We start from the raw sequence: 23,803 nt of genomic DNA, 5'->3' as shown, positions 1-23,803 counted from the left end.
TTAACAGGTCTGTTACTGATGAAAAAAATTACGAGCGTATGTCCCTATTGCGGCGCTGGCTGCAAACTGAAACTGGTCGTGGATAATGGCAAAATTATCCGCGCCGAAGCGGCGGACGGGGAAACCAACCAGAACGAACTTTGCCTGAAAGGCTACTACGGCTGGGATTTTCTTAACGATACCAAACTGCTGACGCCTCGCCTGACACAACCGATGATCCGCTATGAGCGCGGCGGTAAACTCACCCCGGTGAGCTGGCAGGAGGCCATTCGCTATACGGCAAAACGGCTCAGTGAAATCAAAGCCAAGTTTGGCCCCCGCGCCATTATGACCACCGGTTCATCTCGCGGCACCGGCAATGAGACCAACTACGTGATGCAGAAATTTGCCCGTGGGGTCTTACATACCAATAACGTCGACTGCTGCGCACGTGTTTGTCACGGTCCTTCCGTTGCCGGGTTACAGCAAACCCTGGGCAACGGCGCAATGAGTAACTCCATCGGCGATATCGAAAACTCCCGTTGCCTGCTTGTCTTTGGCTACAACTGTGCCGATTCGCACCCGATTGTGGCAAGAAGGGTGGTCAAAGCAAAACAGAACGGGGCGAAAATTATCGTCTGCGATCCGCGCCGCATCGAAACCGCACGCATCGCTGACCAACATTTACAGCTCAAAAACGGCTGCAACATGGCGCTGGTGAACGCCTTTGGTTATGTCCTGCTGGAAGAAAAACTCTACGACCAGCGCTACGTCACGAACTTCACCACCGGGCTGGATGCCTATCGGGAAATCGTCAAAGACTATGCGCCGGAAGCGGTTGAACATCTGACGGGGGTTCCGGCACGCCAGGTCCGTGAAGCAATGCGTACTTACGCCGCCGCGCCGACCGCCACCATTATGTGGGGGATGGGCGTTACGCAGTTTGGTCAGGCGGTGGATGTGGTAAAAGGGCTTTCAAGCCTGGCGCTGCTGACCGGTAACCTCGGGCGTGAGAACGTCGGCGTCGGCCCGGTGCGTGGGCAGAACAACGTGCAGGGCGCCTGCGACATGGGCGTGATCCCGAACCAGTTCCCTGGCTACCAGGATGTGGTTGATCCGCATGTCCGCGCCAAATTCGCCAAAGCCTGGGGGATCGATCCGGCGGTAATGGATGACAAAGTCGGCGTGCGTATCACCGAGGTGCCGCATCTGGCGCTGGAAGGCAAAGTTAAAGCCTATTACATCATGGGTGAAGATCCGTTGCAGACCGAAGCCGATCTCAGCCTGGTGCGCAAAGGCTTTGAGGCGCTGGATTTTGTGGTCGTACAGGACATCTTTATGACCAAGACCGCGGAACAGGCGGATGTGCTGCTGCCTGCCACCTCATGGGGCGAGCACGGCGGCGTCTTTACCTGCGCGGATCGCGGGTTCCAGCGTTTCGAAAAAGCCATCGAACCGCAATATGACGTCAAGCGTGACTGGGAAATTATCAGCCTTATCGCTACCGAAATGGGCTACCCGATGCATTACGACAATAACCAGCAAATCTGGGACGAAATGCGCGAACTGTGCCCGCTGTTCTACGGCGTAACTTACGAAAAAATGGGTGATATGGGACACGTTCAGTGGCCGTGCCCGACGCTGGATCATCCGGGAACGCGTTATCTGTATAAAGATAACAAATTCGATACTCCGGACGGGAAAGGCCTGCTGTTCGCCGCGCCATGGCGTGCCCCGGCCGAGGTGCCGGACGCGGACTTCCCGCTGGTGCTCAGCACCGTGCGCGAAGTCGGCCATTACTCCTGTCGCTCAATGACCGGGAACTGTGCGGCGTTGCAAACGCTCGCAGATGAGCCGGGTTTCGTGCAGATAAATCCGCACGATGCCGCACAGCTAGGAATTAAAAACCGGCAACTGGTGTGGGTGGAGTCACGCAGGGGGAAAGTCATCAGCCGTGCCGATGTTAATGAACGTGTTAATACCGGCTGCGTGTACATGACTTATCAATGGTGGATTGGCGCGTGTAATGAACTGACGCAGGATAATCTTGATCCCATCTCTAAAACACCGGAAACCAAATATTGCGCGGTGCGGGTGAGTGCGATCAACGATCAGGCCTGGGCCGAGGAGTACACTCAGTCGACCTATCAGCAGATGAAGACACGCTTGCGGCATGCAGCGTTGCAATAAATAACGATGACCCACAACGGCGTTTGTATTCGCGTCTATGGAAAAGTACAAGGGGTGGGCTTCCGCCCCTTTGTCTGGCAACTGGCGCAACAGCTCAATCTTACCGGTGATGTCTGTAATGACGCCCAGGGCGTCGAAGTACGCTTATGGGGCGATGAACGCCGTTTTCTCCCGTTGTTGTATCAGCAATGCCCGCCGCTGGCGCGCATTGACGATACGCAGGTTACGCCCTATCAGTGGCCACAAGCGCCGCTCAGTTTTACTATCCGCGAGAGCGCGGGCGGCACGATGAATACGCAAATTGTTCCCGATGCCGCCACCTGTCCTGCCTGTCTGGCGGAGATGAATGACCCGACAGAACGTCGCTATCGCTATCCATTTATCAACTGTACCCACTGCGGCCCGCGTTTTACCATTATTCACGCCATGCCTTATGACCGCCCCTACACCGTGATGGCGGCATTTCCCCTGTGCCCTGCCTGCGAGGCGGAGTATCGCCATCCGGCTGACCGCCGTTTTCATGCCCAGCCCGTTGCCTGCCCGGCGTGCGGCCCGCAGCTTGAGTGGCGCAGCGGAAAACAGCAGTTGACCGGCGAGGCGGCGCTACAGGCCGCCATTGCGCTGCTCAACTCCGGCGGTATCGTTGCGGTGAAAGGTATCGGCGGTTTTCATCTGGCATGTGACGCACAGCGGCAGACGGCGGTGGAGCATCTGCGTGCCCGTAAGCATCGCCCGGCGAAACCGCTGGCGGTGATGCTCCCCTCAGCAAGCGGCCTGAGCGAAGCGGCCACCCGTTTGCTGACCACGCCCGCGGCACCCATCGTGCTGGTGGCGAAAACGTTGCTGCCAGAACTGTGCCCGGCTATTGCTCCGGGGCTTGATGAGGTGGGGGTGATGCTGCCCGCCAATCCGTTACAACATCTGTTAGCCCAGGCGTTGCAGCGCCCGCTGGTGATGACGTCCGGCAACCTGAGCGGCAAGCCGCCTGCGCTGACAAATAGCCAGGCGCTTGACGACCTGGCAGAGATAGCGGACGGGTTTCTGCTGCACAACCGCGATATCGTGCAGCGTATGGACGATTCGGTGATACGCGAGAGCGGCGAGATGTTACGCCGCTCGCGTGGTTACGTGCCGGATGCCGTGCAACTGCCGCCCGGATTTCGCCATATCCCGCCCATGTTGTGTCTGGGGGCGGATATGAAAAACACCTTCTGCCTGGTGCGGGATGACAGCGCCGTGTTAAGTCAGCATTTCGGTGATTTAACCGATGAAGGGGTAGAGACACAGTGGCGTAACGCCCTGCGTCTGATGCAGACGATTTATGACTTTACCCCACAGCAGGTGGTCGCCGACGCGCACACGGGCTATCGCGCCACCCACTGGGCACAGGAGACGGGGCTTTCGCAGCACACCGTGTTGCACCACCACGCACATATCGCGGCAACGCTTGCAGAGCATGGCTGGCCACGCGACGGGGGAGATGTGATTGCCCTGGCGCTGGACGGTATCGGCATGGGGGAGAACGGGGCGCTGTGGGGGTGCGAATGTCTGCGCGTGAATTATCGCGAGGTTGAGTATTTGGGCGGGTTGCCCGCCGTGGCGCTCCCCGGCGGCGATCTGGCGGCAACCCAGCCGTGGCGCAATCTGCTGGCACAGATGCTGGCGTTTGTCCCTGACTGGCAGAATTTCCCGGAAACCGCCGTGCTGCAACGACAGAACTGGCCTGTGCTGGCGCGGGCCATAGCGCGCAATATCAACGCGCCGCTGGCGTCATCGACCGGGCGGCTGTTTGATGCCGTCGCCTGTGCGCTGGACTGCGCGCCGCTGCAGTTAAGTTATGAGGGGGAGGCGGCCTGCCGACTGGAAGCGCTGGCGATGGGCGGCGCGGATGTTACGCATCCGGTCACGCTGCCGCTTGATGGCAATCAGCTTGATTTAGCCACCTTCTGGCAGCAATGGCTGGCATGGCAGTCTCCGGCCGCACAGCGCGCCTGGGCGTTTCACGACGCGCTGGCGTGCGGGCTGGCGCAGCTTGCCCGTAAGCAGGCGGATGCGCGGCAGATTGCCACGCTCGCCTTTGGCGGCGGCGTGTTGCATAACCGTCTGCTGAAAGCTCGGTTGTCGCATTATCTTGCGGATTATACGTTGCTCTTCCCACAGCGTTTTCCCGCAGGCGATGGCGCAATCGCGTTGGGGCAGGGGGTTATCGCCGCCGCGCGATGTCTGGCGCAGGGGTGAGGCATCGTCCCCGGTGGCGCTGCGCTAACCGGGGCTACGGGCTTTTGCCTGGTGTGATTGCCTGTTGCAGGCATGGGCGTTGCCCTGTTCTCAAACAGGCAACGTTTTTAACAACGCGAACGCTTCCTTCATCCGATCTTCGCTCACCACAAAAGCGCACAACTGCCCTTCATCGTTCAGGCCGCGGGCGACCATACCCTGGGCTTCGGTGGTGATATGCCAGTTCAAATCGCGGCGTGCCGTCTCGCCTGCCAGATGCAACGGCATCTCCGGCGTTTTGACCTTCACCAGCATGGCAGGCAGCTTAAGCGGCACAGCCACGCCAGACAGATATTTCGCCAGATACATGGCGCTAAGCTGAATCGGCTGCAGGAACGGCAGCAGCTTACCGTCAATCTCCGCACAGTCGCCGAGCGCATAAATATCCGGATTGCTGGTTTGCAGATAACTGTTCACACAAATCCCATGATTAACCGTCAGCCCGGCGCTTCGGGCCAGCCCGGTTTCTGCGCGCAGCCCGGTCGCGGCAATCACCGCATCTACTTCTATACCGCGCTGCCTGTCCAGCGTGGCGCGGATGCCAGTTTCTGTTTTCTCAAGCGCCATAAGCTGTGATTTCAACAGAAGATGCACGCCCATCCCGGTCAGTCGATGCTGCAAACGGCTACTCACTTCTGGCGGCATCAGCGAAGAGAGAATACTGGCTTCGCTATCCACCAGCGTCACCGCTTTCCCCGCGCGGCAAAAATCCATCGCCAGTTCGCTGCCAATCAACCCGCCGCCGATAATCAGCACCCGCTGCGCGTCACGCAGTTGCGCTTCACAGGCCTGGTACTCCTGCTGGCTGTTAAGGGTAAGCATCAGTTCGCTGCCCGCGACGGGCGGAACAAACGCACAGGCCCCGGTTGCCAGCACCAGCTTGTCGTATTGCCACTGTTGATCTGCGCTTTTGATGACTTTCGCCTCTGCATCCAGCGCCGTCACCCGCGTGTGGGGAAACAGGCGCAGGTTGAACTGCTCGGCGAAATCCCCCGCCGACTGGCGGGTGAGATCCCTGGCGCGCTGCCCAAGGCTGATGACATGGCTCAGATCCGGCTTGTTGTACTCATCCATACTGTCACTGGCAATCAGCGTCAGCGGCGTGGTGGTGTCGGTCTTGCGGATGTTTTTTACCAGTTGGCGGGCGGCAAAGCCCGACCCGATAATCACAATACCTGCGCTCATACTGCCTCCGTTGCCAGCACATCGAAGACCTCTTTGCCAAGCGAACATTCTGGGCAAAGAAAATTATCCGGCACATCACACCAGGCGGTTCCTGGCGCGACATCCTGCATGGGTTCGCCTTTTGCCGGATCGTAAACCCACTGGCAGACGCTGCACTGCATAGACGGACCTGAATCAGCGGCGGCTTTCGCGGCACAGGCGCAGGCGGACGCCTCAACCGGTGTAGTGTTAAGCGGTGTTGGCAGCGGAGCGAGCGCCCACTGGTGGGCAATGTCCCGACCGTGCTGACGGCAGAGTTCCAGCGCATCGATATCCGGGCGCCATTTGGCTTTCAGGCTCAGTGACATCTCAAAGCCCGCATCCTGTAATCGGGTAGACAGACGATCCACCGCCCCACCGCTCCAGCCGTGGGAGCCGAAAGCGCTGGCACGTTTGTTACGAAAACGCAGGCCGGTTATCTCTTCGACCAGGCCAGCGATTTTCGGCATCATCACGTTGTTCATGGTGGACGTGCCGACCAGCACACCTTTGGAGCGGAAGACGTTGGTCAGAATATCGTTTTTGTCGCTGCGGGAGACGTTGAAAATTTTCACCGCCACGTTCGGGTCAACTTCATTGATGCCCTGAGCAATCGCGTCCGCCATCATGCGGGTGTTGTTCGACATGGTGTCGTAGAAAATGGTGATACGATCTTCCTGATAATCCGCGGCCCATTTCAGGTACAGCTCAACAATCTGCGTCGGATTTTCGCGCCATACCACACCGTGGGAAGTGGCAATCATCTCCACCGGCAAGTTGAAGCCAAGGATCTCGGTGATTTTTGGCGTCACCAGGCGGCTGAACGGCGTGAGGATGTTGGCGTAGTAACGCTGGCACTGCTCGAACAGTTCGGTCTGGTCCACTTCGTCGTTGAACAGGCGCTCGTCACAGTAGTGCTGACCGAAGGCGTCGTTACTGAACAGCACGGCATCGCCGGTCATATAGGTCATCATGCTATCCGGCCAGTGCAACATCGGCGTTTCGACGAAGATAAGCTGTTTGCCATTGCCGATATCCAGTGCATCGCCGGTTTTCACGGTGTGGAAATTCCACTCCGGGTGGTGGTGGTGACCGTTAATGGAGTCGATGGCATTGGTGGTGCAATAAATCGGGGTGTTCGGAATCCAGGACATCAGCTCGGTGAGTGCGCCCGCGTGGTCTTCTTCCGCGTGGTTGATAATGATGTAGTCAATCGCGTTGAGGTCGATCTCCGCGCGCAGGTTCTGCACAAACTCGCGACCGAATTTATGATCGACGGTATCAATCAGTACGTTTTTGCCTTCACGGATGAGATAGCTGTTGTAGCTGCTGCCGCGCAGCGTTTTGTATTCTGTACCGTGGAAATCACGAACTTCCCAGTCACGTTGCCCAACCCAATGAATGTTATTTTTTACGTGAATAGCCATTTTGCTTACCTGTTCTGTATTAAATAAGATGTGATAGCTATTTCAAGATTCGTGCCAGTTTTTATTTTATTGATTTTTATAAATTTATTTTTATTTAACCCCTGATAAGTAGTCAAAAAGACTATGAAAAAGACTGTCATTATGACAACCTGCATTGTCAAAATGACTGCGAGGCGACGATGAGTTTTTCCGTGAACGTGCTGGCGGGTATCGCCATTGAATTACAGAGCGGCATAGGCCATGCCGACCGTTTTCAGCGCCTGATTACCACCCTGCGTCAGGTGCTGGAGTGTGACGCTTCAGCGCTGCTGCGCTATGAGGCGCGGCAATTTATCCCGCTGGCGATTGATGGCCTGGCCCAGGATGTGCTGGGGCGGCGCTTTACGCTGGAAGGGCACCCGCGGCTGGAGGCGATTGCCCGCGCCGGGGATGTGGTGCGTTTCCCTGCCGACAGCGCATTACCGGACCCCTATGACGGGCTGATCCCCGGCCAGGAGAGTCTGAAAGTCCACGCCTGTGTGGGTCTGCCGCTGTTTGCCGGGCAGAGCCTGATTGGCGCGCTCACTCTGGATGGCATGGCGCCGGATCAGTTCGATAGCTTTAGCGATGAAGAACTGCGTCTGATTGCGGCGCTGGCGGCAGGGGCGCTCAACAATGCTTTGCTGATTGAAAAGCTCGAAAGCCAGAACATGGCGCCCGGCCTGCCGACAACCTTTGAACAAGTCGCACATACCGAAATGATCGGTCTTTCGGAGGGGATGGCGCAGCTTAAAAAAGAGATAGAGATTGTCGCCGGTTCCGATTTGAACGTGCTGATAAGCGGTGAAACCGGCACCGGTAAGGAGCTGGTGGCAAAAGCTATCCACGAAAACTCGCCCCGCGCGGCAGATGCCCTGGTCTATCTGAATTGCGCGGCACTGCCGGAAAGCGTGGCGGAAAGCGAGCTGTTTGGCCATGTGAAAGGGGCGTTTACCGGGGCCATCAGCAACCGTAGCGGCAAGTTTGAAATGGCCGATAAAGGCACGCTGTTTCTGGATGAGATTGGCGAGTTGTCGCTGGCGCTGCAGGCCAAGCTGCTGCGAGTATTGCAATACGGCGATATTCAGCGTGTCGGGGATGATCGCAGCCTGCGGGTGGATGTGCGCGTGCTGGCCGCCACCAACCGCGATCTGCGCGAAGAAGTACTGGCCGGGCGTTTTCGCGCTGACCTGTTTCACCGCCTGAGCGTCTTTCCGCTGGTTGTCCCGCCGCTGCGTGAACGCGGTGAGGATGTGGTGTTACTGGCGGGGTATTTTTGCGAGCAGTGCCGTCTGCGCCTTGGCCTTGGTCGTGTCGTGCTTAGCCCCGGTGCGCGGGCGCATCTGCTGGCGTACCGTTGGCCGGGAAATGTGCGTGAACTGGAACATGCTATTCACCGTGCGATTGTGCTGGCGCGCGGTACGCGAAGCGGGGATGACATCGTACTGGAAACGCGCCATTTTGCGCTGAGCGATGAGCCGGATCAGAGTGTTGTTAGCACGCAGACATTGCCCGTGGAGAGACAAAATTTGCGGGAAGAGACCGATAATTTTCAGCGTACCGCCATTCGCCAGGCGCTGGAACAAAGCCAGTATAACTGGGCAGCCAGTGCGCGGCTGCTGGAGATGGACGTCGCCAACCTGCATCGGCTGGCGAAACGTCTGGGATTGAAGGATTAAATAATTCCGGCCTGATAAAAGGCTTGCAGGTTAATCGCGCCAACCAGTTTACCGCTGTCATCCACCACCGGAGCCGCGGAGATTTTGCGTTTCATTAACACCTCTTTGGCATCGATAGCGCGGCTCCCGGCGTTAAGGGTGATGCCCCCTTTCGTCATTGCGTCACTGATGTTCGCATCCAGCGCGCCGCCTGCAACCAGCCAGCGTCGCAGGTCGCCATCAGAGAAGATACCCAGAATCTCCGCCGCGTCACCGCAGACGGCCACCATCCCCATCCCCGTATGGCTAAGCTCCAGCATCGCGTCCATTACCGTGGCGTCAATGCGCACATGGGGGATATCTTCTTTACGCATCAGGTGATGGACTTTGTTGAGCAGACGCGCACCCAGCGCTCCTGCCGGGTGTGAACGGGCAAAATCTTCCTCGTTAAAGCCGCGCGCCTGCATAACGGCCATCGCCAGCGCGTCACCGAGCATCAATGTATTGACGGTGCTGGAGGTAGGGGCCAGCAACATTGGGCAGGCTTCACGTTCAACGGAAATGTCCAGCACTGCGTCTGCCGCCAGCGCCAGCGGCGACAAAGATTTGCCGGTCATGGCCAGCACGGTCACCGACCGTTCCTTTAGCTGCGGCAGGATCAGATCCAGCTCTTTAGCCGATCCAGAATAGGAGATAAAGAGCAGCACATCGCGGCTTTCAATCATCCCTAAATCGCCGTGCAGGGCTTCTGCCGCATGGACAAAGAAGGCAGGGGTGCCAGTGCTGGCGAGGGTGGCGGCAATCTTTTTGCCAATATGCCCGGATTTACCAATCCCCGAGACAATCACTTTGCCCCGGCAATGAATAATGGCATCAGCGGCGCGTAAAAACGCCGCGCCCAGACGCTCCGGCAGGCGGCTGGCTTCTTGCAACTCTAGCAGCAGCGTCTGACGTGCGGTGTTCAGTAAAAGCTCACTCATTTTTTTCTCCGGCTACGATCACTTCGATCCCTTTCTTTTCCAGTGCGGCGCGAAAATCTGCCGGGATCCCGGCATCGGTAATTAATTTATCGACGCTTTCCAGGCTGCACACAATGTTCGGGCTTTTGCGGCCAAATTTGGACGAATCCGCCATCAGGATCACTTCCCGTGCCGCGTTGCACATGGCTTTACTGACGGTGAAAACTTCATTGAAGGTGGTGACCCCTGCATTCAAATCGATGCCGTCGGTACCCATAAACAGTTTGTCGAAGCTGAAATGTTCGAAGGCGTTTTCCGCCAGTTGCCCATGAAAGGAGGCGGATTTTTTGCGAAAGGTGCCGCCCGGCATCAGGATGGTTTGCTCGTTATCGAGTTCGGATAGCGCATTGACGATATGCAGGCTGTTGGTCATCACGGTGATGTTATTGAAATGGCTCAGTAAAGGAACCATTTGCAGCACGGTGCTGCCCGCGTCAAGAATAATGGAATCGCCATCCTGAATAAAGCCCACGGCGGTTTCGGCAATCAGCCCTTTTTGCAGGGTGTTGATGAGGGTCTTATGGTCGATCGGTGGATCGGCTTCGTCTTTATTGAGCACGACGCCGCCATAGGTGCGGATGACCGCGCCGGAGTGTTCCAGCACCACTAAATCTTTCCGTATGGTGGTGCCCGTGGTGTCGAAGTGTGCTGCCAGCTCTTCAACAGAACATTTTCCCTGCTTTTGCAGATGCTCAAGAATGGCTGCCTGCCGCTGACGTGGTTTCATGGGCGCTTTTATCCTGCGTTAAGTTGCAAAATGATAATTTCGCAAGCTCATTGCGTTCACAACGAAATTATCCATGTTTCAATTTAAGCGCCAATAATAGAGCATTCTGACAGCCCGGATCATGGGGAAAGATCACATCAGGCTCTAATTCCTCACGTTTCATGCCGAGCAGGGCGTCGATTTTTGCGGGTCTGGCAAAAACGGTGAGTCCGCGCATGAGCAACGTATCGGTGACGCGGTCTTGTTTATCGAAGGCAACCGCAAGGATAACGCGCGGTTTGAAACGCCCGCCAGAGCGCCCAACGCCAACGCGCCCTTGCTGGCAGAGCGCATCAAAGGCGCGGTTAAACTGGCGAATCTGCCAGCCGCCCAGTGCCAGTTGGCTGAGCCAGGCGATGACAGCTACGGTGATGAGTGCAGAAACCATCATGTCTCCTTTTCCCGGATGGCGGCGCGAGCGCCTTATCCGGGTTACGGTTTGGTAGCCCCGGTAAGCGTAGCGCTACCGGGGGATACCCTCAGGAACGGGCGGAAGGCATCAGGCCACCCGGTTCAGAACATCACCTGCCCGCCGGTAATATTGATTGATTGCCCGGTACAGTAAGAGGCCTTCGTGCTTGCGTAAAACAGCAGCACATCCAGCACATCCTGATAATCGCAGCCGCGTTTAAGCGGAACCTTATCAATGTAATGCTGCTCAACCTGATCGGCGGCAATCCCCAGTTTGCTGGCATATTGCGGGATCAGGGACTGGAACATCGGTGATTTCAGCAGGTTGCCCAGCATCAACGAATGAACCGTAATCCCATATTCCGCGAGATCCAGCGCCAGGGATTGTGTCAGGCCCACGCCGCCAAACTTCGCCGCGCTATAGCCCGAGTTGTGCTTACTGCCCACCTTGCCAGACTTCGAATTGATCTGAATAATGCGCCCCTTAATCCCGTCGCGAATCATCAGCCGGGAAAACTCACGGGCACACAGGAAATAACCCACCAGATTGACCTGCAATGAGCGGTCAAAATCCCCGAGCTGCACATCGCTGATAAACGCCGCTTTGGCAATTCCCGCGCTATAGACCAGCAAATCCGTGCGGCCAAAAATCTCATCAACACCACGGGCAAGCGCCAGTACGCTTTGCTCGCTGGTGGCATCAGCGCCAAAACCGTAGGCCATGCCTTCACCGAACTCCGCGTTAATTTCGTGTGCCACGGTTGCGGCTTTATCACTTTGAATATCCACTACCGCCACGCGATAGCCCTCTGCGGCCAGCCCACGGCTGAGGAACGCCCCGAGTGTTTGTCCCCCACCAATGACAACGGCAACCTGTTTCATACTTTTCTCCTTACGACTTAAGCGACAAATTTCAGTGTGCAACCAGGATTGATGCTTTCCGGCACGTCACCTGCGACGTGTACCGTGCCGGGATATTCCGCCTGCGTCTGTCCATCGAAGCGCAGGGTAATATGGCCAAGCTCGCGCAGATTCAGCTCTGCCACCTCACCGACGGCGGTAACCGGATACTGCTTACCGCCCAGCTCGAAGCGGGCGCCAGGCGTAAGGTGTCCGCAAAAGTCGCCATGACAGTGGATAAAACAAAACTCAGCCACATCGGCGGGGGCCCCTTCCCGGAAGGTAATCAGCATCCGGTCGCCAAGCGCGTCGCGTGCGCAGTCGCCAATCTGAGTAATGGTGGTTTGATAAATCACGCTCATGAGCAACCTCTTATTGATAAATAAAGCCGGAAACAAACCAGGCGATAAGCACCGTTGGCGCACCCGTTAAGAAGCGGCTAACCAGTACAGACGGCACGCCGACGCGAACGGTGTCCTGGCGCGCTTCTGCCAGGGAAAGCCCAACGGGGATAAAGTCACATGCGGCCTGGGCGTTAATAGCGAACAGGGCTGGCAGGGCAAGGTGCGGTGGGATATTTCCCTGACCGATTTGCACACCAATCAACACGCCAATAACCTGAGCAATGACCGCCCCTGGGCCGAGGAACGGTGACAGCAACGGGAAGGAACAAATCAGCGCCAGCGTCACCAGCCCTAACGGATGACTGGCAAGGGGGGCCAGGCCGTGGGCTATCCAGTCACCCAAACCGGAGGCCATAATGATCCCGATAAGTGCCGAGACGAATGCCATAAACGGCAGGATGGTTTTCAGCACCGTATCGATGGTGTCGCGCCCGGCCTGAAACAGTACAGCGACGGCTGAGCCCATACCCATGCCGACTTTCGCCAGCAGACCATCGCTCTGCTCGGTGATTTTTTTGCTGGTGTCATAATCACGGGCAGTGGCTTCGCGTTGTGCCGGTGTATGGGGCAACTCACCGTCCTGCCAGTAGATATTTTCCTCTCTTACGCCAGAGACATAGATATCTTCCAGGATGTACTGCGCCAGCGGGCCTGACTTGCCGGTGGCATGGATATTGATGGTGGGAATGCGCCGTTTCGGGTAAATGCCGCAGCGTAACGTACCGCCGCAGTCGATGACTGCAACGCCGATTTCCGCTTCTGCCGGTTCTCCCTCTTTAAAGCCATCCACCGCTTCCCAGCCGGTCATTTGTGCCAGCTTGTCGACGATCGCCGGTCGCGTTCCGGCCGTGATATAGACGATCTTCTTGTTCGCGGTGGGATCGAGTGCCAGTGGGCCGCCCCAGCCGCCGGTACCTTTTTCAATCACAATGCGGCTCATGATGTTGCTCCTGCCAGTTGTACTTTCTGCTCAAGCTGAATGCCCATTTTTTTCTCGAAAATCGCGGTCGTCAGATCGGTAATCCAGCCACGGAAGAAGTTAGTGACCAGACCAACCAGCAGGTAGCTCACGGCAAGTGGCCCCAGCGGCAGACCGAGGGTAGTCAGGCCGTTGGCGATGCCTAAATAGACGAACAATTCACCGGGATTGATATGGGGGAACAGGCCATTCATTGAGTGGCAACTGTAAGAAGCGGCGGCGTAATAGCTGGGCTTGTAACGTTCCGGCATAAAGCGTCCGAGACTGAGCGTCATCGGGTTGCAGAAAACAAAGGTGCCCACGCACGGCAGCAGCAGATAACGGGTCACCGGATTGCCAGCGCAGCGCTGCGCCAGCCGCTCAATACGGTGCTGACCAATGAAATTGATCAGTGCGTTCATGATAACCAGCAGACTTATCAGCAGCGGCAGAATACCGGTCACCATCCCGGTAAACACAACCCCGCCTTTCTGAAACAGCCCGATGAACCATTCGGCACCATGAGTAATGGTTTCGATCATTGTTCTCTCCTGTAGGGTTTTCTCGTTGTTGCAAAACTGGGACTTATAATAATCATTATGAAAGGTTAAAAAGTGTTATTTAGATCTCAATATGAAAGATAAAATGATCATTGTGAAAGTTTTTGGTAAGTGGAAGGTGTGAAGTGAAGACAAACGCGGCATTTCAGATAAGAGGAGAGAGAAGAAACATGGAAGCCGCTTCCTTGTGGAAGCCCGCATGCTTTACCATAATTCCTCCTGGTTGAATGAATTGTTAAATGGATGTCCCATGTTTAAGCGTCGTTACGCAGCGCTCCTCCCTGCGCTCGTTTTACTTGCCGCCTGCAGCAGCAAACCTCATCAAACCGCAGCATCTACCGACGGTGTGATAACCGGTCAACCTGCGGAACCCTCTGGCGGTTTCCTGCTCAAGCCGCAGCATAATGTGATGGCAATGGGCGGCGACTTCGCCAATAACCCGGCGGCGGAGCAGTTCATCAATGAGATGGTGAGCAAACACGGCTTTGACCGTCAGCAGTTACACGAAATTCTCTCTCAGGCGAAGCGACTCGATTACGTGCTGCGCCTGATGGACCGCCAGGCACCAACCGGCCCGGCACCGGTAGGGCCGAATGGCGCATGGCTGCGCTATCGCAGCCAGTTCATCACTGCGGATAACGTGCAAAACGGCGTGGCGTTCTGGAATCAATATGAAGACGCGCTGAATCGCGCATGGATGGTCTACGGCGTACCGCCGGAAATTATCGTTGGCATTATCGGCGTGGAAACCCGCTGGGGCCGCGTGATGGGCAAAACGCGTATCCTTGATGCGCTGGCGACGCTCTCCTTCGACTATCCACGCCGCGCCGCATATTTCTCCAGCGAACTGGAAACGTTCCTGCTAATGGCGCGAGATGAAAGTGATGATCCGCTCGATTTGAAAGGTTCGTTCGCCGGTGCGATGGGCTACGGTCAGTTTATGCCGTCGTCTTACAAACAGTATGCCGTTGATTTTAATGGCGACGGGCATATCAACCTGTGGGATCCGGTCGATGCCATCGGCAGCGTGGCAAACTACTTTAAAGAACATGGTTGGGTGAAAGGCGATCTGGTGGCGGTGCCTGCTAATGGCCAGGCGCCGGGGCTGGCGAATGGCTTTAAAACCAACTACAGCGTGGCGCAACTGGCGTCAGCGGGCTTAACGCCGCAGCAACCGTTGGGGAACCACCAACAGGCCAGCCTGTTGCGCCTGGATGTTGGCACCAATTATGAGTACTGGTACGGCTTACCCAACTTCTACACCATCACCCGTTACAACAGCAGCACGCACTACGCGATGGCGGTCTGGCAGCTTGGTCAGGCGGTTGCGCTGGCGCGCGTTCGCTAATTGTCAGCCCCTCCTGCGGGAGGGGTTGAAACATTTCGACGCATTCACCCGATAAATTCCCGTTTACTTCATCACGGCTTCTGATTATTGTTATGTTATAACATTATGAAGGTTCAGTGATGATGGATGTAACCCTTTTCTCCTGCGCCAGCGCGGTCCGGCTTGGACTGGCTGCGGCGTTGTTAGTTGTGCTGTGGCTGCTTACGGCATGGTCGGTGGCGCTGGCATGATTGAGCTTGATCATCTGGTAGCGGGCTACGGCTCGCGCGCCATTACCCCCTCCCTGTACGGTGTCATTGAAGCCGGCAGCATGACCGCAATTGTCGGGGCCAATGGCTGCGGCAAATCGACGTTACTCAAAACGCTGGCAGGCATACTGCCGCCGGTCAGTGGCACGCTGCGCTGGACGCCTTCACGCCCGGTTATCGGCTGGCTGGCACAGCGGCAGACGCTGGACCCGCATTTTCCCATTACGGTGCAGGATGTGGTCAGCATGGGTGCCTGGCCGCGTATCTCGCTGTTTCGCGGTCTTAATCGCCAGGCCAGAGCGCATGTTGCTGAGGCGCTGGAGCGGGTGGGGCTGCTGACGATGGCGCGCACCACCGTTGAAGCCCTCTCCGGTGGTCAGTTTCAGCGCATGCTTTTTGCCCGCATGTGGTTACAGCATGCGCCGCTCGTCATGCTCGATGAACCCTTTACCGGCATTGATGAGGCCACAAGCCAGGTGCTGATGGAGCAGATTGTCGATATGCATCAGCAGGGGCAAACCATCCTCGCCGTGTTGCACGATAGCGAACGTGTCAAACGCTACTTCCCCCAGACGCTGCGTCTGGATACAGAAAGCGCCCATTGGGGGGCGACTGACGTGACCCTGACGCAGAACAGCGGAGCGTGCCTGGCATGATATGGCATCTCTTTTTCCAGCCGTTTATTGAGTTCGGCTTTATGCGCCGCGCGCTGGTGGTGTGTCTGGCTCTATCCGTCAGCACCACGGCGCTGGGTGTCTTTTTGCAACTGCGGCGTATGAGCCTGATGGGCGATGCGCTCTCGCACGCGATTTTACCGGGCGTGGCGGCAGGCTACTTACTCAACGGCATGTCATTACTGGCGATGAGTCTGGGCGGTTTTTTTGCCGGAATTATCGTGGCGCTGGTGGCCGGGATCATCAGCCGACGCACGCCGCTCAAAGAGGACGCCAGCTTTGCCGGTTTGTATCTCGCGTCACTGGCGCTGGGCGTGACGCTGGTCTCGCTGCGTGGCTCAAGCGTTGACCTGCTGCATTTACTGTTTGGCTCGGTCCTGGCGGTCGATCAGGACGCGGCGTTGTTTGTCGCGGGCGTCGCCAGCCTGACGCTCCTGTGTCTGGCGCTGTTTTATCGCGGACTGGTGAGTGAAGCTTTCGACAGCAGTTTTTTGCAGATTAACGCGCCGCGACTGCCCGCTCTGCTCCACAGCCTGTTTCTGGCACTGCTGGTGTTAAACCTCGTGGCCGGATTTCAGGTGCTGGGCACATTAATGGCGGTGGGGGTGATGATTTTACCGGCGGTAGCCGCACGCTGCTGGGCGCGAACACTCCCTGGCCTGCTTTTATTTGCAGGCGTTAGCGGCGCGCTGTGCGCATGGTTTGGTCTGAGTCTTTCGTGGATGGCAGGGCTACCGGCGGGGCCATCTATCGTCCTGAGCGCGAGCGTCGTGTTTATTTTTTCCATCTTATTCGGCGTGCGCAGCACCTTACGCGCACAAAAAACAGGCAAGGAGACATAATGAAAAAGGCAGGTGTGGTTCTGGCATTAGCGCTTGGGCTGATGACGCAAAGTGTCATGGCGAAAACATTAAACGTGGTCGCCAGTTTCTCGGTACTGGGGGATATCGCCGCCAAAACCGGTGGCGATCATGTGAAAGTCACTACGCTTGTCGGGCCGGATGGCGACCCGCACACCTTCGAGCCGAGCGCCAAAGATAGCGCGTTGCTCAATAAGGCCGATGTGGTGGTGGTCAATGGTCTGGGGCTGGAAGGCTGGCTGGACCGGCTGGTGAAAGCGTCTGGCTTTAAAGGGGTTGTGGTTGTCGCTTCTGAGGGCGTTTCGACCCATACGCTGGAAGAAGACGGCAAAACTGTGACCGACCCGCACGCCTGGAACAGTGCGGCTAACGGTGCGCTCTATGCGAAGAATATTCTTGCGGCGTACGTCAAAGCCGATCCGCAGGATGAAGTAGCGCTGAAGGCGACCGGCCAGCGTTATATTGAGCAGGTTCAGCAGCTCGATAGCTGGGCGAAAACCCAGTTTGACGCGGTACCGCAAGAGAAACGCAAAGTGCTGACCAGCCACGACGCGTTTGGCTACTTTGGCCGGGCGTACGGCGTAACGTTCCTTGCCCCGCAGGGTATCTCCTCTGAAAGTGAAGCCAGCGCGCAGCAGGTGGCTGAGCTGATTAAGCAGATTAAAGCCGACGGCGTGCATACCTGGTTTATGGAAAACCAGCTTGATCCGCGCCTGGTCAAACAGATTGCCAGCGCGACCGGCGCACAGCCTGGTGGAGAGCTCTATCCTGAGGCGCTGAGTAAAAAAGGGGGCGTGGCGGACTCATACGTCAAAGCGTTTCGCCACAATGTTGAAACCATCGCCAACAGCATGAAATAACCTCTCTAAGCCAGCGAAAGCTGGCTTTTTTCTGAAGCCTCCTCGTAAATTCGTCACCGCATCCCCACCTTTATCCTGAAAGTGGTATCTTTTGCGCCACGGTTTTTGCACGACAGGGGGCACTATGACTGACAGCGAATTAATGCAACTAAGTGAGCGTGTGGGGCTGGCGCTCAAGGCGCGCGGGGCGACCGTCACCACGGCGGAATCCTGTACGGGGGGCTGGGTGGCAAAAGCCATTACCGATATCGCCGGGAGTTCCGCCTGGTTTGAGCGTGGCTTTGTCACCTACAGTAATGAGGCCAAGTCGCAGATGATTGGCGTCAAGGCAGAGACGCTCGCGGCACATGGCGCAGTGAGTGAACCCGTAGTGGTGGAGATGGCGATTGGCGCGCTAAAAGCCGCGCGGGCGGATTACGCTATCTCAATAAGCGGCATTGCCGGGCCGGACGGTGGCAGCGACAGCAAGCCTGTCGGCACCGTGTGGTTTGGGTTTGCCAGCGTTAGCGGGCAGGGCATTACCCGCCGCGAGTGCTTCGATGGAGACCGCGAAGCGGTGCGTCGTCAGGCGACGGTGTATGCGTTGCAAACACTGTGGCAACATTTTCTACAAAATACTTGATACTGTATGACCATACAGTATAATTGCGACAACAGAACAGAAATTCACGGCGGAGCATAGTCGCTTCACCTTGCATGACAGGAGTAATAATGGCTATCGACGAAAACAAACAAAAGGCGCTTGCGGCCGCACTGGGTCAGATCGAAAAGCAATTCGGTAAAGGCTCCATCATGCGTCTGGGTGAAGACCGTTCTATGGATGTCGAAACGATCTCCACTGGTTCACTTTCGCTGGATATCGCACTGGGTGCGGGCGGTCTGCCAATGGGCCGTATTGTTGAAATTTACGGGCCAGAATCGTCCGGTAAAACGACGTTGACCCTCCAGGTTATCGCCGCGGCACAGCGTGAAGGCAAAACCTGTGCGTTTATCGACGCCGAACACGCGCTGGACCCTGTATACGCACGTAAGCTGGGCGTTGATATCGACAATCTGCTGTGTTCTCAGCCGGATACCGGTGAGCAGGCGCTGGAAATCTGTGATGCGCTGGCACGCTCTGGTGCCGTTGACGTTATCGTTGTCGACTCCGTTGCGGCGCTGACGCCGAAAGCAGAAATCGAAGGCGAAATCGGTGACTCTCACATGGGCCTCGCGGCACGTATGATGAGCCAGGCGATGCGTAAACTGGCGGGTAACCTTAAGCAGTCCAACACGCTGCTGATCTTTATCAACCAGATCCGTATGAAAATTGGCGTCATGTTCGGTAACCCGGAAACCACCACCGGTGGTAACGCCCTGAAATTCTACGCCTCTGTTCGTCTGGATATTCGTCGCGTTGGCGCGGTGAAAGAGGGCGACAATGTGGTGGGTAGCGAAACCCGCGTGAAAGTGGTGAAAAACAAAATCGCTGCACCGTTCAAACAGGCTGAGTTCCAGATCCTCTACGGCGAAGGTATTAACTTCTACGGCGAACTGGTTGACCTGGGCGTGAAAGAGAAGCTGATTGAAAAAGCGGGCGCCTGGTACAGCTACAACGGCGAGAAAATCGGTCAGGGTAAAGCGAATGCGACAAACTGGCTGAAAGAAAACCCGGCAACGGCGAAAGAAATCGAGAAGAAAGTGCGTGAGATCCTGCTCAGCAATCCTTCCTCCGGTGCTGATTTCTCGGTGGACGACAGCGGTGAAGGTGTCGAAGAAACCAACGAAGATTTCTGATAATCTGAATGACAATCAAGGGCTGCAGATGCAGCCCTTTTGTTTTTCAGAGTCTGCCAGGATTTAACCATGTCTGACAACACGCCCCGACGCTCCGCCTACGCCCGCCTGCTTGACCGCGCCTTACGCATTTTGGCCATGCGTGACCATGCGGAACAGGAACTTCGCAGAAAACTTACCGCGCCGGTTATGGGGAAAAATGGTCTGGAAAAAACGGATGCCACGCCGGAAGATGTCGATAAAGTCATCGCCTGGTGCATGGAAAATAACTACCTCGACGATGCGCGCTTTGCCCGTCAGTTCATTGCCAGCCGCAGTCGCAAAGGATACGGCCCAGCGCGTATCCGTCAGGAAATGGGCCAGAAGGGGCTGGCGAGGGATATCTGCGAAAGCGCGATGCGAGAATGTGATATCGACTGGTGCGAACTTGCCCGGGAACAGGCGCAACGCAAATTCGGTGAACCACTACCCGTAGCTTTTGCGGAGAAAGTAAAAGTGCAACGCTTTTTACTCTATCGCGGTTATTTACTGGAAGATATTCAGGAAATCTGGCGAAATTTTGCCGGTTGACCGCATACGGGATTTTACTTCGTAGTAAAGAAAACTTATCTTATTCCCACTTTTTCCAGTAGCGGGTTGCTGTCTGTCAAAGGGCAGTAATCCGTTACGACATTTCGTTAGCTTGATTTCAGGATAATTATGAGCAAGAGCACCGCTGAGATCCGTCAGGCGTTTCTCGATTTTTTCCATAGCAAGGGCCATCAGGTAGTTGCGAGCAGCTCCCTTGTGCCGAATAACGACCCGACTCTGCTGTTTACCAACGCCGGGATGAACCAGTTCAAGGACGTATTCCTTGGGCTCGACAAGCGTAATTATTCCCGTGCTACTACCGCGCAGCGCTGCGTGCGTGCGGGTGGTAAACACAACGACCTGGAAAACGTCGGTTACACCGCGCGCCATCATACCTTCTTCGAAATGCTGGGTAACTTCAGCTTCGGCGACTACTTCAAACACGATGCTATCCAGTACGCATGGGAACTGCTGACCGGTGATAACTGGTTCAAACTGCCAAAAGAGCGTCTGTGGGTAACGGTGTACGAGACCGACGACGAAGCCTACGAAATCTGGGAAAAAGAAGTCGGAATTCCGCGCGAGCGCATTATCCGTATCGGAGACAATAAAGGCGCGCCTTATGCTTCCGATAACTTCTGGCAGATGGGCGATACCGGTCCGTGCGGCCCTTGCACCGAGATTTTCTACGACCATGGCGACCATATCTGGGGTGGCCCTCCGGGAAGCCCAGAAGAAGACGGCGACCGCTACATTGAGATCTGGAACATCGTCTTTATGCAGTTCAACCGTCAGGCTGACGGTACCATGGAACCGCTGCCGAAACCGTCCGTTGATACAGGTATGGGGCTCGAACGTATCACTGCGGTGCTGCAACATGTGAATTCCAACTACGAAATCGACCTGTTCAGCAAACTTATCAAAGCGGTCGCTGATGTGACCGGCGCGACCGATTTGAGTAACAAATCCCTGCGCGTGATCGCGGACCATATTCGTTCCTGTGCCTTCCTGATCGCTGACGGCGTGATCCCGTCGAATGAAAACCGTGGCTATGTGCTGCGTCGTATCATTCGCCGTGCAATCCGTCACGGCAACATGCTGGGCGCGAAAGATACGTTCTTCTACAAACTGGTTGGGCCGCTGCTCGACGTTATGGGATCTGCCGGTGAAGAACTGAAACGCCAGCAAGCGCAGGTTGAGCAAGTTCTGAAAACCGAAGAAGAACAGTTTGCCCGTACGCTGGAGCGTGGCCTGGCGCTGCTGGACGAAGAGCTGGCGAAACTCAAAGGCGACACGCTGGATGGCGAAACCGCTTTCCGCCTGTACGACACTTATGGCTTCCCGGTGGATCTGACGGCTGACGTATGCCGCGAGCGTAATCTGAAAGTCGACGAAAAAGGCTTTGAAGCCGCAATGGAAGAGCAGCGTCGTCGTGCGCGTGAATCCAGCGGTTTTGGCGCCGACTATAATGCGATGATCCGTGTCGATGGCAGCTCAGAATTTAAAGGTTATGACCATCTGGAACTGACCGGCAAAGTGACCGCGCTGTTTGTTGATGGTAAAGCTGTGAATGCGGTGAACGCTGGGCAGGACGCTGTTGTGATTCTGGACCAGACCCCGTTCTATGCCGAATCCGGTGGTCAGGTGGGTGACAAAGGGGAACTTAAAGGCAACGGCTTTACGTTCACCGTCAATGATACGCAGAAATACGGCCAGGCGATCGGTCATCTGGGGCGCGTTGCCACAGGTTCACTGAAAGTGGGAGACGGCGTGAAAGCCGAAGTCGACGAAGCTCGTCGTCTGCGTATTCGTCTGAACCACTCTGCAACGCACCTGATGCATGCCGCACTACGCGATGTGCTGGGGACGCATGTGGCGCAGAAAGGCTCACTGGTTAACGATAAGGCGCTGCGTTTCGACTTCTCACATTTCGAAGCGATGAAACCGTCTGAAATCCGTGCGGTAGAAGATCTGGTGAACGCGCAAATTCGCCGCAACCTGCCTATCGAAACCAACATCATGGATATCGACGCGGCAAAAGCCTCTGGCGCAATGGCGCTGTTTGGTGAGAAATATGATGACCGCGTGCGTGTTCTTCGCATGGGCGATTTCTCCACTGAACTGTGTGGTGGTACTCACGCATCGCGTACAGGCGATATCGGCCTGTTCCGCATTGTATCTGAGTCCGGCACTGCGGCGGGCGTCCGTCGTATTGAAGCGGTCACTGGCGAAGGCGCTATTGCGGCCCTGCATGCGCAAAGCGACCAGTTGCAGGATATTGCACAATTGCTGAAAGGCGATAGTGCCAATCTCGGTGACAAAGTTCGTTCCACGCTGGAGCGTACCCGTCAGCTTGAGAAAGAGCTGCAACAACTTAAAGAACAACAGGCCGCTCAGGAAAGCGCAAGCTTGACCGGGAAGGCTGAGGATATCAACGGCGTTAAACTCCTTGTCAGCGTGCTGGAGGGTGTTGAACCGAAGATGCTGCGTACCATGGTCGACGATCTCAAGAACCAATTAGGTTCTGCCGTTATCGTTCTGGCCACAGTGGCAGAAGGTAAGGTTTCTCTGATTGCGGGTGTGTCTAAGGATGTGACCGACCGCGTTAAAGCAGGGGAACTGGTAGGGATGGTTGCCCAGCAAGTGGGCGGTAAAGGTGGCGGGCGTCCGGATATGGCGCAAGCCGGTGGCACGGATGTGGCAGCACTTCCGGCAGCAATGGCCAGCGTAAAAGGCTGGGTCGGCGCGAAACTGTAAAAATTACAAAGCGAATAGCAGTCGCCATGGCCTTGTCGCCATGGCGTTCTTGCCACTACGCTATTGAAAACGATAAAGTCAGGTTGAAGTTGTGTATATCGGCTAAACTTACGTCTAACAGAATGTGATGCCGTGACTGCTTACACTTAACGTGTTTGTCATCGCTTACTTTTTGGCGTTATATGATGGAGAATGCCGGGATACAGAGAGACCCGACTCTTTTAATCTTTCAAGGAGCAAAGAATGCTGATTCTGACTCGTCGAGTTGGTGAGACCCTCATGATTGGGGATGAGGTCACTGTGACTGTTTTAGGGGTTAAAGGTAACCAAGTGCGTATTGGCGTTAACGCTCCTAAAGAAGTATCTGTTCATCGTGAAGAAATCTACCAGCGTATCCAGGCTGAAAAATCACAGCAGTCCAGTTATTGATATTACCGCGTCTCGCCATCCCGGCGAGACGCAACATTTTTCCCCGATTCTCTCCTCATCACGTTACCTTTTTATTTCACACTCTCTATTCTCACTTCTTTTTCTCAGCCTTTTGTCCGTACTGGCGTATAGGGCGCATCGGTAATTTCTGCTGATAAAACATCCTTTTTGCACTTTTAACCGGCTAATTGTCTGCGAAGTGTGCAAACGATTCAGGGGCTGGAAAAATTGTTTGACTTATAAGTCCCAGAAAGTAATATGTGCGCCACGCAGCGACGATGAGCAGAAACAAGTTCTTCGAAGCACTCGTAAGAGGCGTGTGGTGAGGTGGCCGAGAGGCTGAAGGCGCTCCCCTGCTAAGGGAGTATGCGGTCAAAAGCTGCATCCGGGGTTCGAATCCCCGCCTCACCGCCATTTGCATCCATAGCTCAGCTGGATAGAGTACTCGGCTACGAACCGAGCGGTCGGAGGTTCGAATCCTCCTGGATGCACCATCTTTCTCAGTGTTGCG

21 protein-coding genes and 2 tRNA genes are annotated in these 23,803 nt (G+C 56.0%); 14 read left to right on the top strand and 9 right to left on the bottom strand.

All coding sequences use genetic code 11. The features are described 5' to 3' along the window. Positions 1 to 18: 18 nt before the first annotated feature. Positions 19 to 2,169, top strand: coding sequence for a formate dehydrogenase subunit alpha (gene fdhF, locus ABIB59_RS11560; protein ID WP_071194743.1), 2,151 nt, complete (start codon positions 19 to 21; stop codon positions 2,167 to 2,169). A gap of 6 nt (positions 2,170 to 2,175) precedes the next feature. Further along, a complete protein-coding gene (gene hypF / locus ABIB59_RS11555; protein WP_354035507.1) occupies positions 2,176 to 4,407 on the top strand; it encodes a carbamoyltransferase HypF in 2,232 nt (743 codons plus the stop codon). Positions 4,408 to 4,497: 90 nt separating this feature from the next. On the opposite strand, the gene norW is transcribed toward hypF, so the two are convergent. After that, entirely contained in the window at positions 4,498 to 5,631 is a 1,134-nt protein-coding gene (gene norW / locus ABIB59_RS11550) for an NADH:flavorubredoxin reductase NorW (protein ID WP_354035505.1), read from the bottom strand. Further along, a complete protein-coding gene (norV, locus tag ABIB59_RS11545) occupies positions 5,628 to 7,076 on the bottom strand; it encodes an anaerobic nitric oxide reductase flavorubredoxin (RefSeq protein ID WP_354035503.1) in 1,449 nt (482 codons plus the stop codon). The genes norW and norV overlap by 4 nt, the downstream gene beginning before the upstream one ends. 179 nt (positions 7,077 to 7,255) lie before the next feature. Between norV and norR the strand changes: the two genes are divergently transcribed. Further along, complete coding sequence (norR, locus tag ABIB59_RS11540) at positions 7,256 to 8,773, top strand: nitric oxide reductase transcriptional regulator NorR (RefSeq protein ID WP_354035502.1); 1,518 nt, start codon at positions 7,256 to 7,258, stop codon at positions 8,771 to 8,773. Here norR and gutQ read toward each other — a convergent pair. The 7 genes from gutQ to srlA form a co-directional block, all read right to left on the bottom strand. Further along, a complete protein-coding gene (gene gutQ, locus ABIB59_RS11535) occupies positions 8,770 to 9,732 on the bottom strand; it encodes an arabinose-5-phosphate isomerase GutQ (protein WP_354035501.1) in 963 nt (320 codons plus the stop codon). The two genes, norR and gutQ, sit on opposite strands and share 4 nt — an antisense overlap. Further along, positions 9,725 to 10,498 carry a glucitol operon DNA-binding transcriptional repressor SrlR gene (gene srlR, locus ABIB59_RS11530; RefSeq protein WP_354035499.1) on the bottom strand — a complete coding sequence of 258 codons (774 nt, stop codon included), beginning with the start codon at positions 10,496 to 10,498 and terminating at the stop codon, positions 9,725 to 9,727. The genes gutQ and srlR overlap by 8 nt, the downstream gene beginning before the upstream one ends. A gap of 67 nt (positions 10,499 to 10,565) precedes the next feature. Beyond that, positions 10,566 to 10,925: a transcriptional regulator GutM gene (gutM, locus tag ABIB59_RS11525; protein ID WP_039077632.1), complete on the bottom strand. Its 360-nt coding sequence runs from the start codon at positions 10,923 to 10,925 to the stop codon at positions 10,566 to 10,568. 125 nt (positions 10,926 to 11,050) lie between these two features. Next, complete coding sequence (gene srlD, locus ABIB59_RS11520; RefSeq protein ID WP_039077631.1) at positions 11,051 to 11,830, bottom strand: sorbitol-6-phosphate dehydrogenase; 780 nt, start codon at positions 11,828 to 11,830, stop codon at positions 11,051 to 11,053. A gap of 17 nt (positions 11,831 to 11,847) precedes the next feature. Beyond that, positions 11,848 to 12,210: a PTS glucitol/sorbitol transporter subunit IIA gene (gene srlB, locus ABIB59_RS11515; RefSeq protein WP_039077630.1), complete on the bottom strand. Its 363-nt coding sequence runs from the start codon at positions 12,208 to 12,210 to the stop codon at positions 11,848 to 11,850. 10 nt (positions 12,211 to 12,220) lie between these two features. Further along, complete coding sequence (gene srlE, locus ABIB59_RS11510) at positions 12,221 to 13,192, bottom strand: PTS glucitol/sorbitol transporter subunit IIB (protein ID WP_039077629.1); 972 nt, start codon at positions 13,190 to 13,192, stop codon at positions 12,221 to 12,223. Further along, positions 13,189 to 13,752 carry a PTS glucitol/sorbitol transporter subunit IIC gene (gene srlA / locus ABIB59_RS11505; protein ID WP_039077628.1) on the bottom strand — a complete coding sequence of 188 codons (564 nt, stop codon included), beginning with the start codon at positions 13,750 to 13,752 and terminating at the stop codon, positions 13,189 to 13,191. The genes srlE and srlA overlap by 4 nt, the downstream gene beginning before the upstream one ends. 268 nt (positions 13,753 to 14,020) lie before the next feature. Here srlA and mltB point away from each other — a divergent pair, with 268 nt between their 5' ends. The 11 genes from mltB (at position 14,021) to ABIB59_RS11450 (ending at position 23,786) form a co-directional block, all read left to right on the top strand. Next, on the top strand, positions 14,021 to 15,118 hold the full coding sequence (gene mltB / locus ABIB59_RS11500; RefSeq protein ID WP_071194737.1) for a lytic murein transglycosylase B: 1,098 nt from the start codon (positions 14,021 to 14,023) through the stop codon (positions 15,116 to 15,118). Between the two features lie 226 nt (positions 15,119 to 15,344). After that, a complete protein-coding gene (locus tag ABIB59_RS11495; RefSeq protein WP_354035496.1) occupies positions 15,345 to 16,022 on the top strand; it encodes a metal ABC transporter ATP-binding protein in 678 nt (225 codons plus the stop codon). Next, positions 16,019 to 16,882 (top strand): metal ABC transporter permease, encoded by an 864-nt coding sequence (locus ABIB59_RS11490; RefSeq protein ID WP_071194736.1) that lies wholly within the window; start codon positions 16,019 to 16,021, stop codon positions 16,880 to 16,882. Before ABIB59_RS11495 ends, ABIB59_RS11490 begins: the two co-directional genes overlap by 4 nt. Beyond that, the gene (locus ABIB59_RS11485; protein ID WP_071194735.1) at positions 16,882 to 17,760 is read left to right on the top strand and encodes a metal ABC transporter substrate-binding protein; all 879 of its coding nucleotides are present in this window, start codon (positions 16,882 to 16,884) and stop codon (positions 17,758 to 17,760) included. The genes ABIB59_RS11490 and ABIB59_RS11485 overlap by 1 nt, the downstream gene beginning before the upstream one ends. A gap of 124 nt (positions 17,761 to 17,884) precedes the next feature. Continuing rightward, entirely contained in the window at positions 17,885 to 18,382 is a 498-nt protein-coding gene (gene pncC, locus ABIB59_RS11480) for a nicotinamide-nucleotide amidase (RefSeq protein ID WP_039077623.1), read from the top strand. 89 nt (positions 18,383 to 18,471) lie between these two features. Next, on the top strand, positions 18,472 to 19,536 hold the full coding sequence (recA, locus tag ABIB59_RS11475) for a recombinase RecA (RefSeq protein WP_039077622.1): 1,065 nt from the start codon (positions 18,472 to 18,474) through the stop codon (positions 19,534 to 19,536). A 69-nt stretch (positions 19,537 to 19,605) separates the two neighbouring features. Further along, the gene (gene recX, locus ABIB59_RS11470) at positions 19,606 to 20,106 is read left to right on the top strand and encodes a recombination regulator RecX (RefSeq protein ID WP_071194734.1); all 501 of its coding nucleotides are present in this window, start codon (positions 19,606 to 19,608) and stop codon (positions 20,104 to 20,106) included. A gap of 129 nt (positions 20,107 to 20,235) precedes the next feature. Further along, the gene (gene alaS, locus ABIB59_RS11465; RefSeq protein WP_039077620.1) at positions 20,236 to 22,863 is read left to right on the top strand and encodes an alanine--tRNA ligase; all 2,628 of its coding nucleotides are present in this window, start codon (positions 20,236 to 20,238) and stop codon (positions 22,861 to 22,863) included. 243 nt (positions 22,864 to 23,106) lie between these two features. Next, positions 23,107 to 23,292: a carbon storage regulator CsrA gene (csrA, locus tag ABIB59_RS11460; protein ID WP_000906486.1), complete on the top strand. Its 186-nt coding sequence runs from the start codon at positions 23,107 to 23,109 to the stop codon at positions 23,290 to 23,292. 321 nt (positions 23,293 to 23,613) lie between these two features. Further along, a tRNA-Ser gene (locus ABIB59_RS11455) sits at positions 23,614 to 23,706 on the top strand. A gap of 3 nt (positions 23,707 to 23,709) precedes the next feature. Beyond that, positions 23,710 to 23,786: transfer RNA gene (locus ABIB59_RS11450), tRNA-Arg, on the top strand. Positions 23,787 to 23,803: the final 17 nt, after the last annotated feature.

This window comes from Citrobacter sp. UYEF32 (assembly GCF_040546205.1).
In the GTDB taxonomy this organism is placed as follows: Bacteria; Pseudomonadota; Gammaproteobacteria; order Enterobacterales; family Enterobacteriaceae; genus Phytobacter; species Phytobacter diazotrophicus.
The sequence above is the reverse complement of the archived record's forward strand: the minus strand, read 5'-3'. Positions and strand labels throughout refer to the sequence as shown.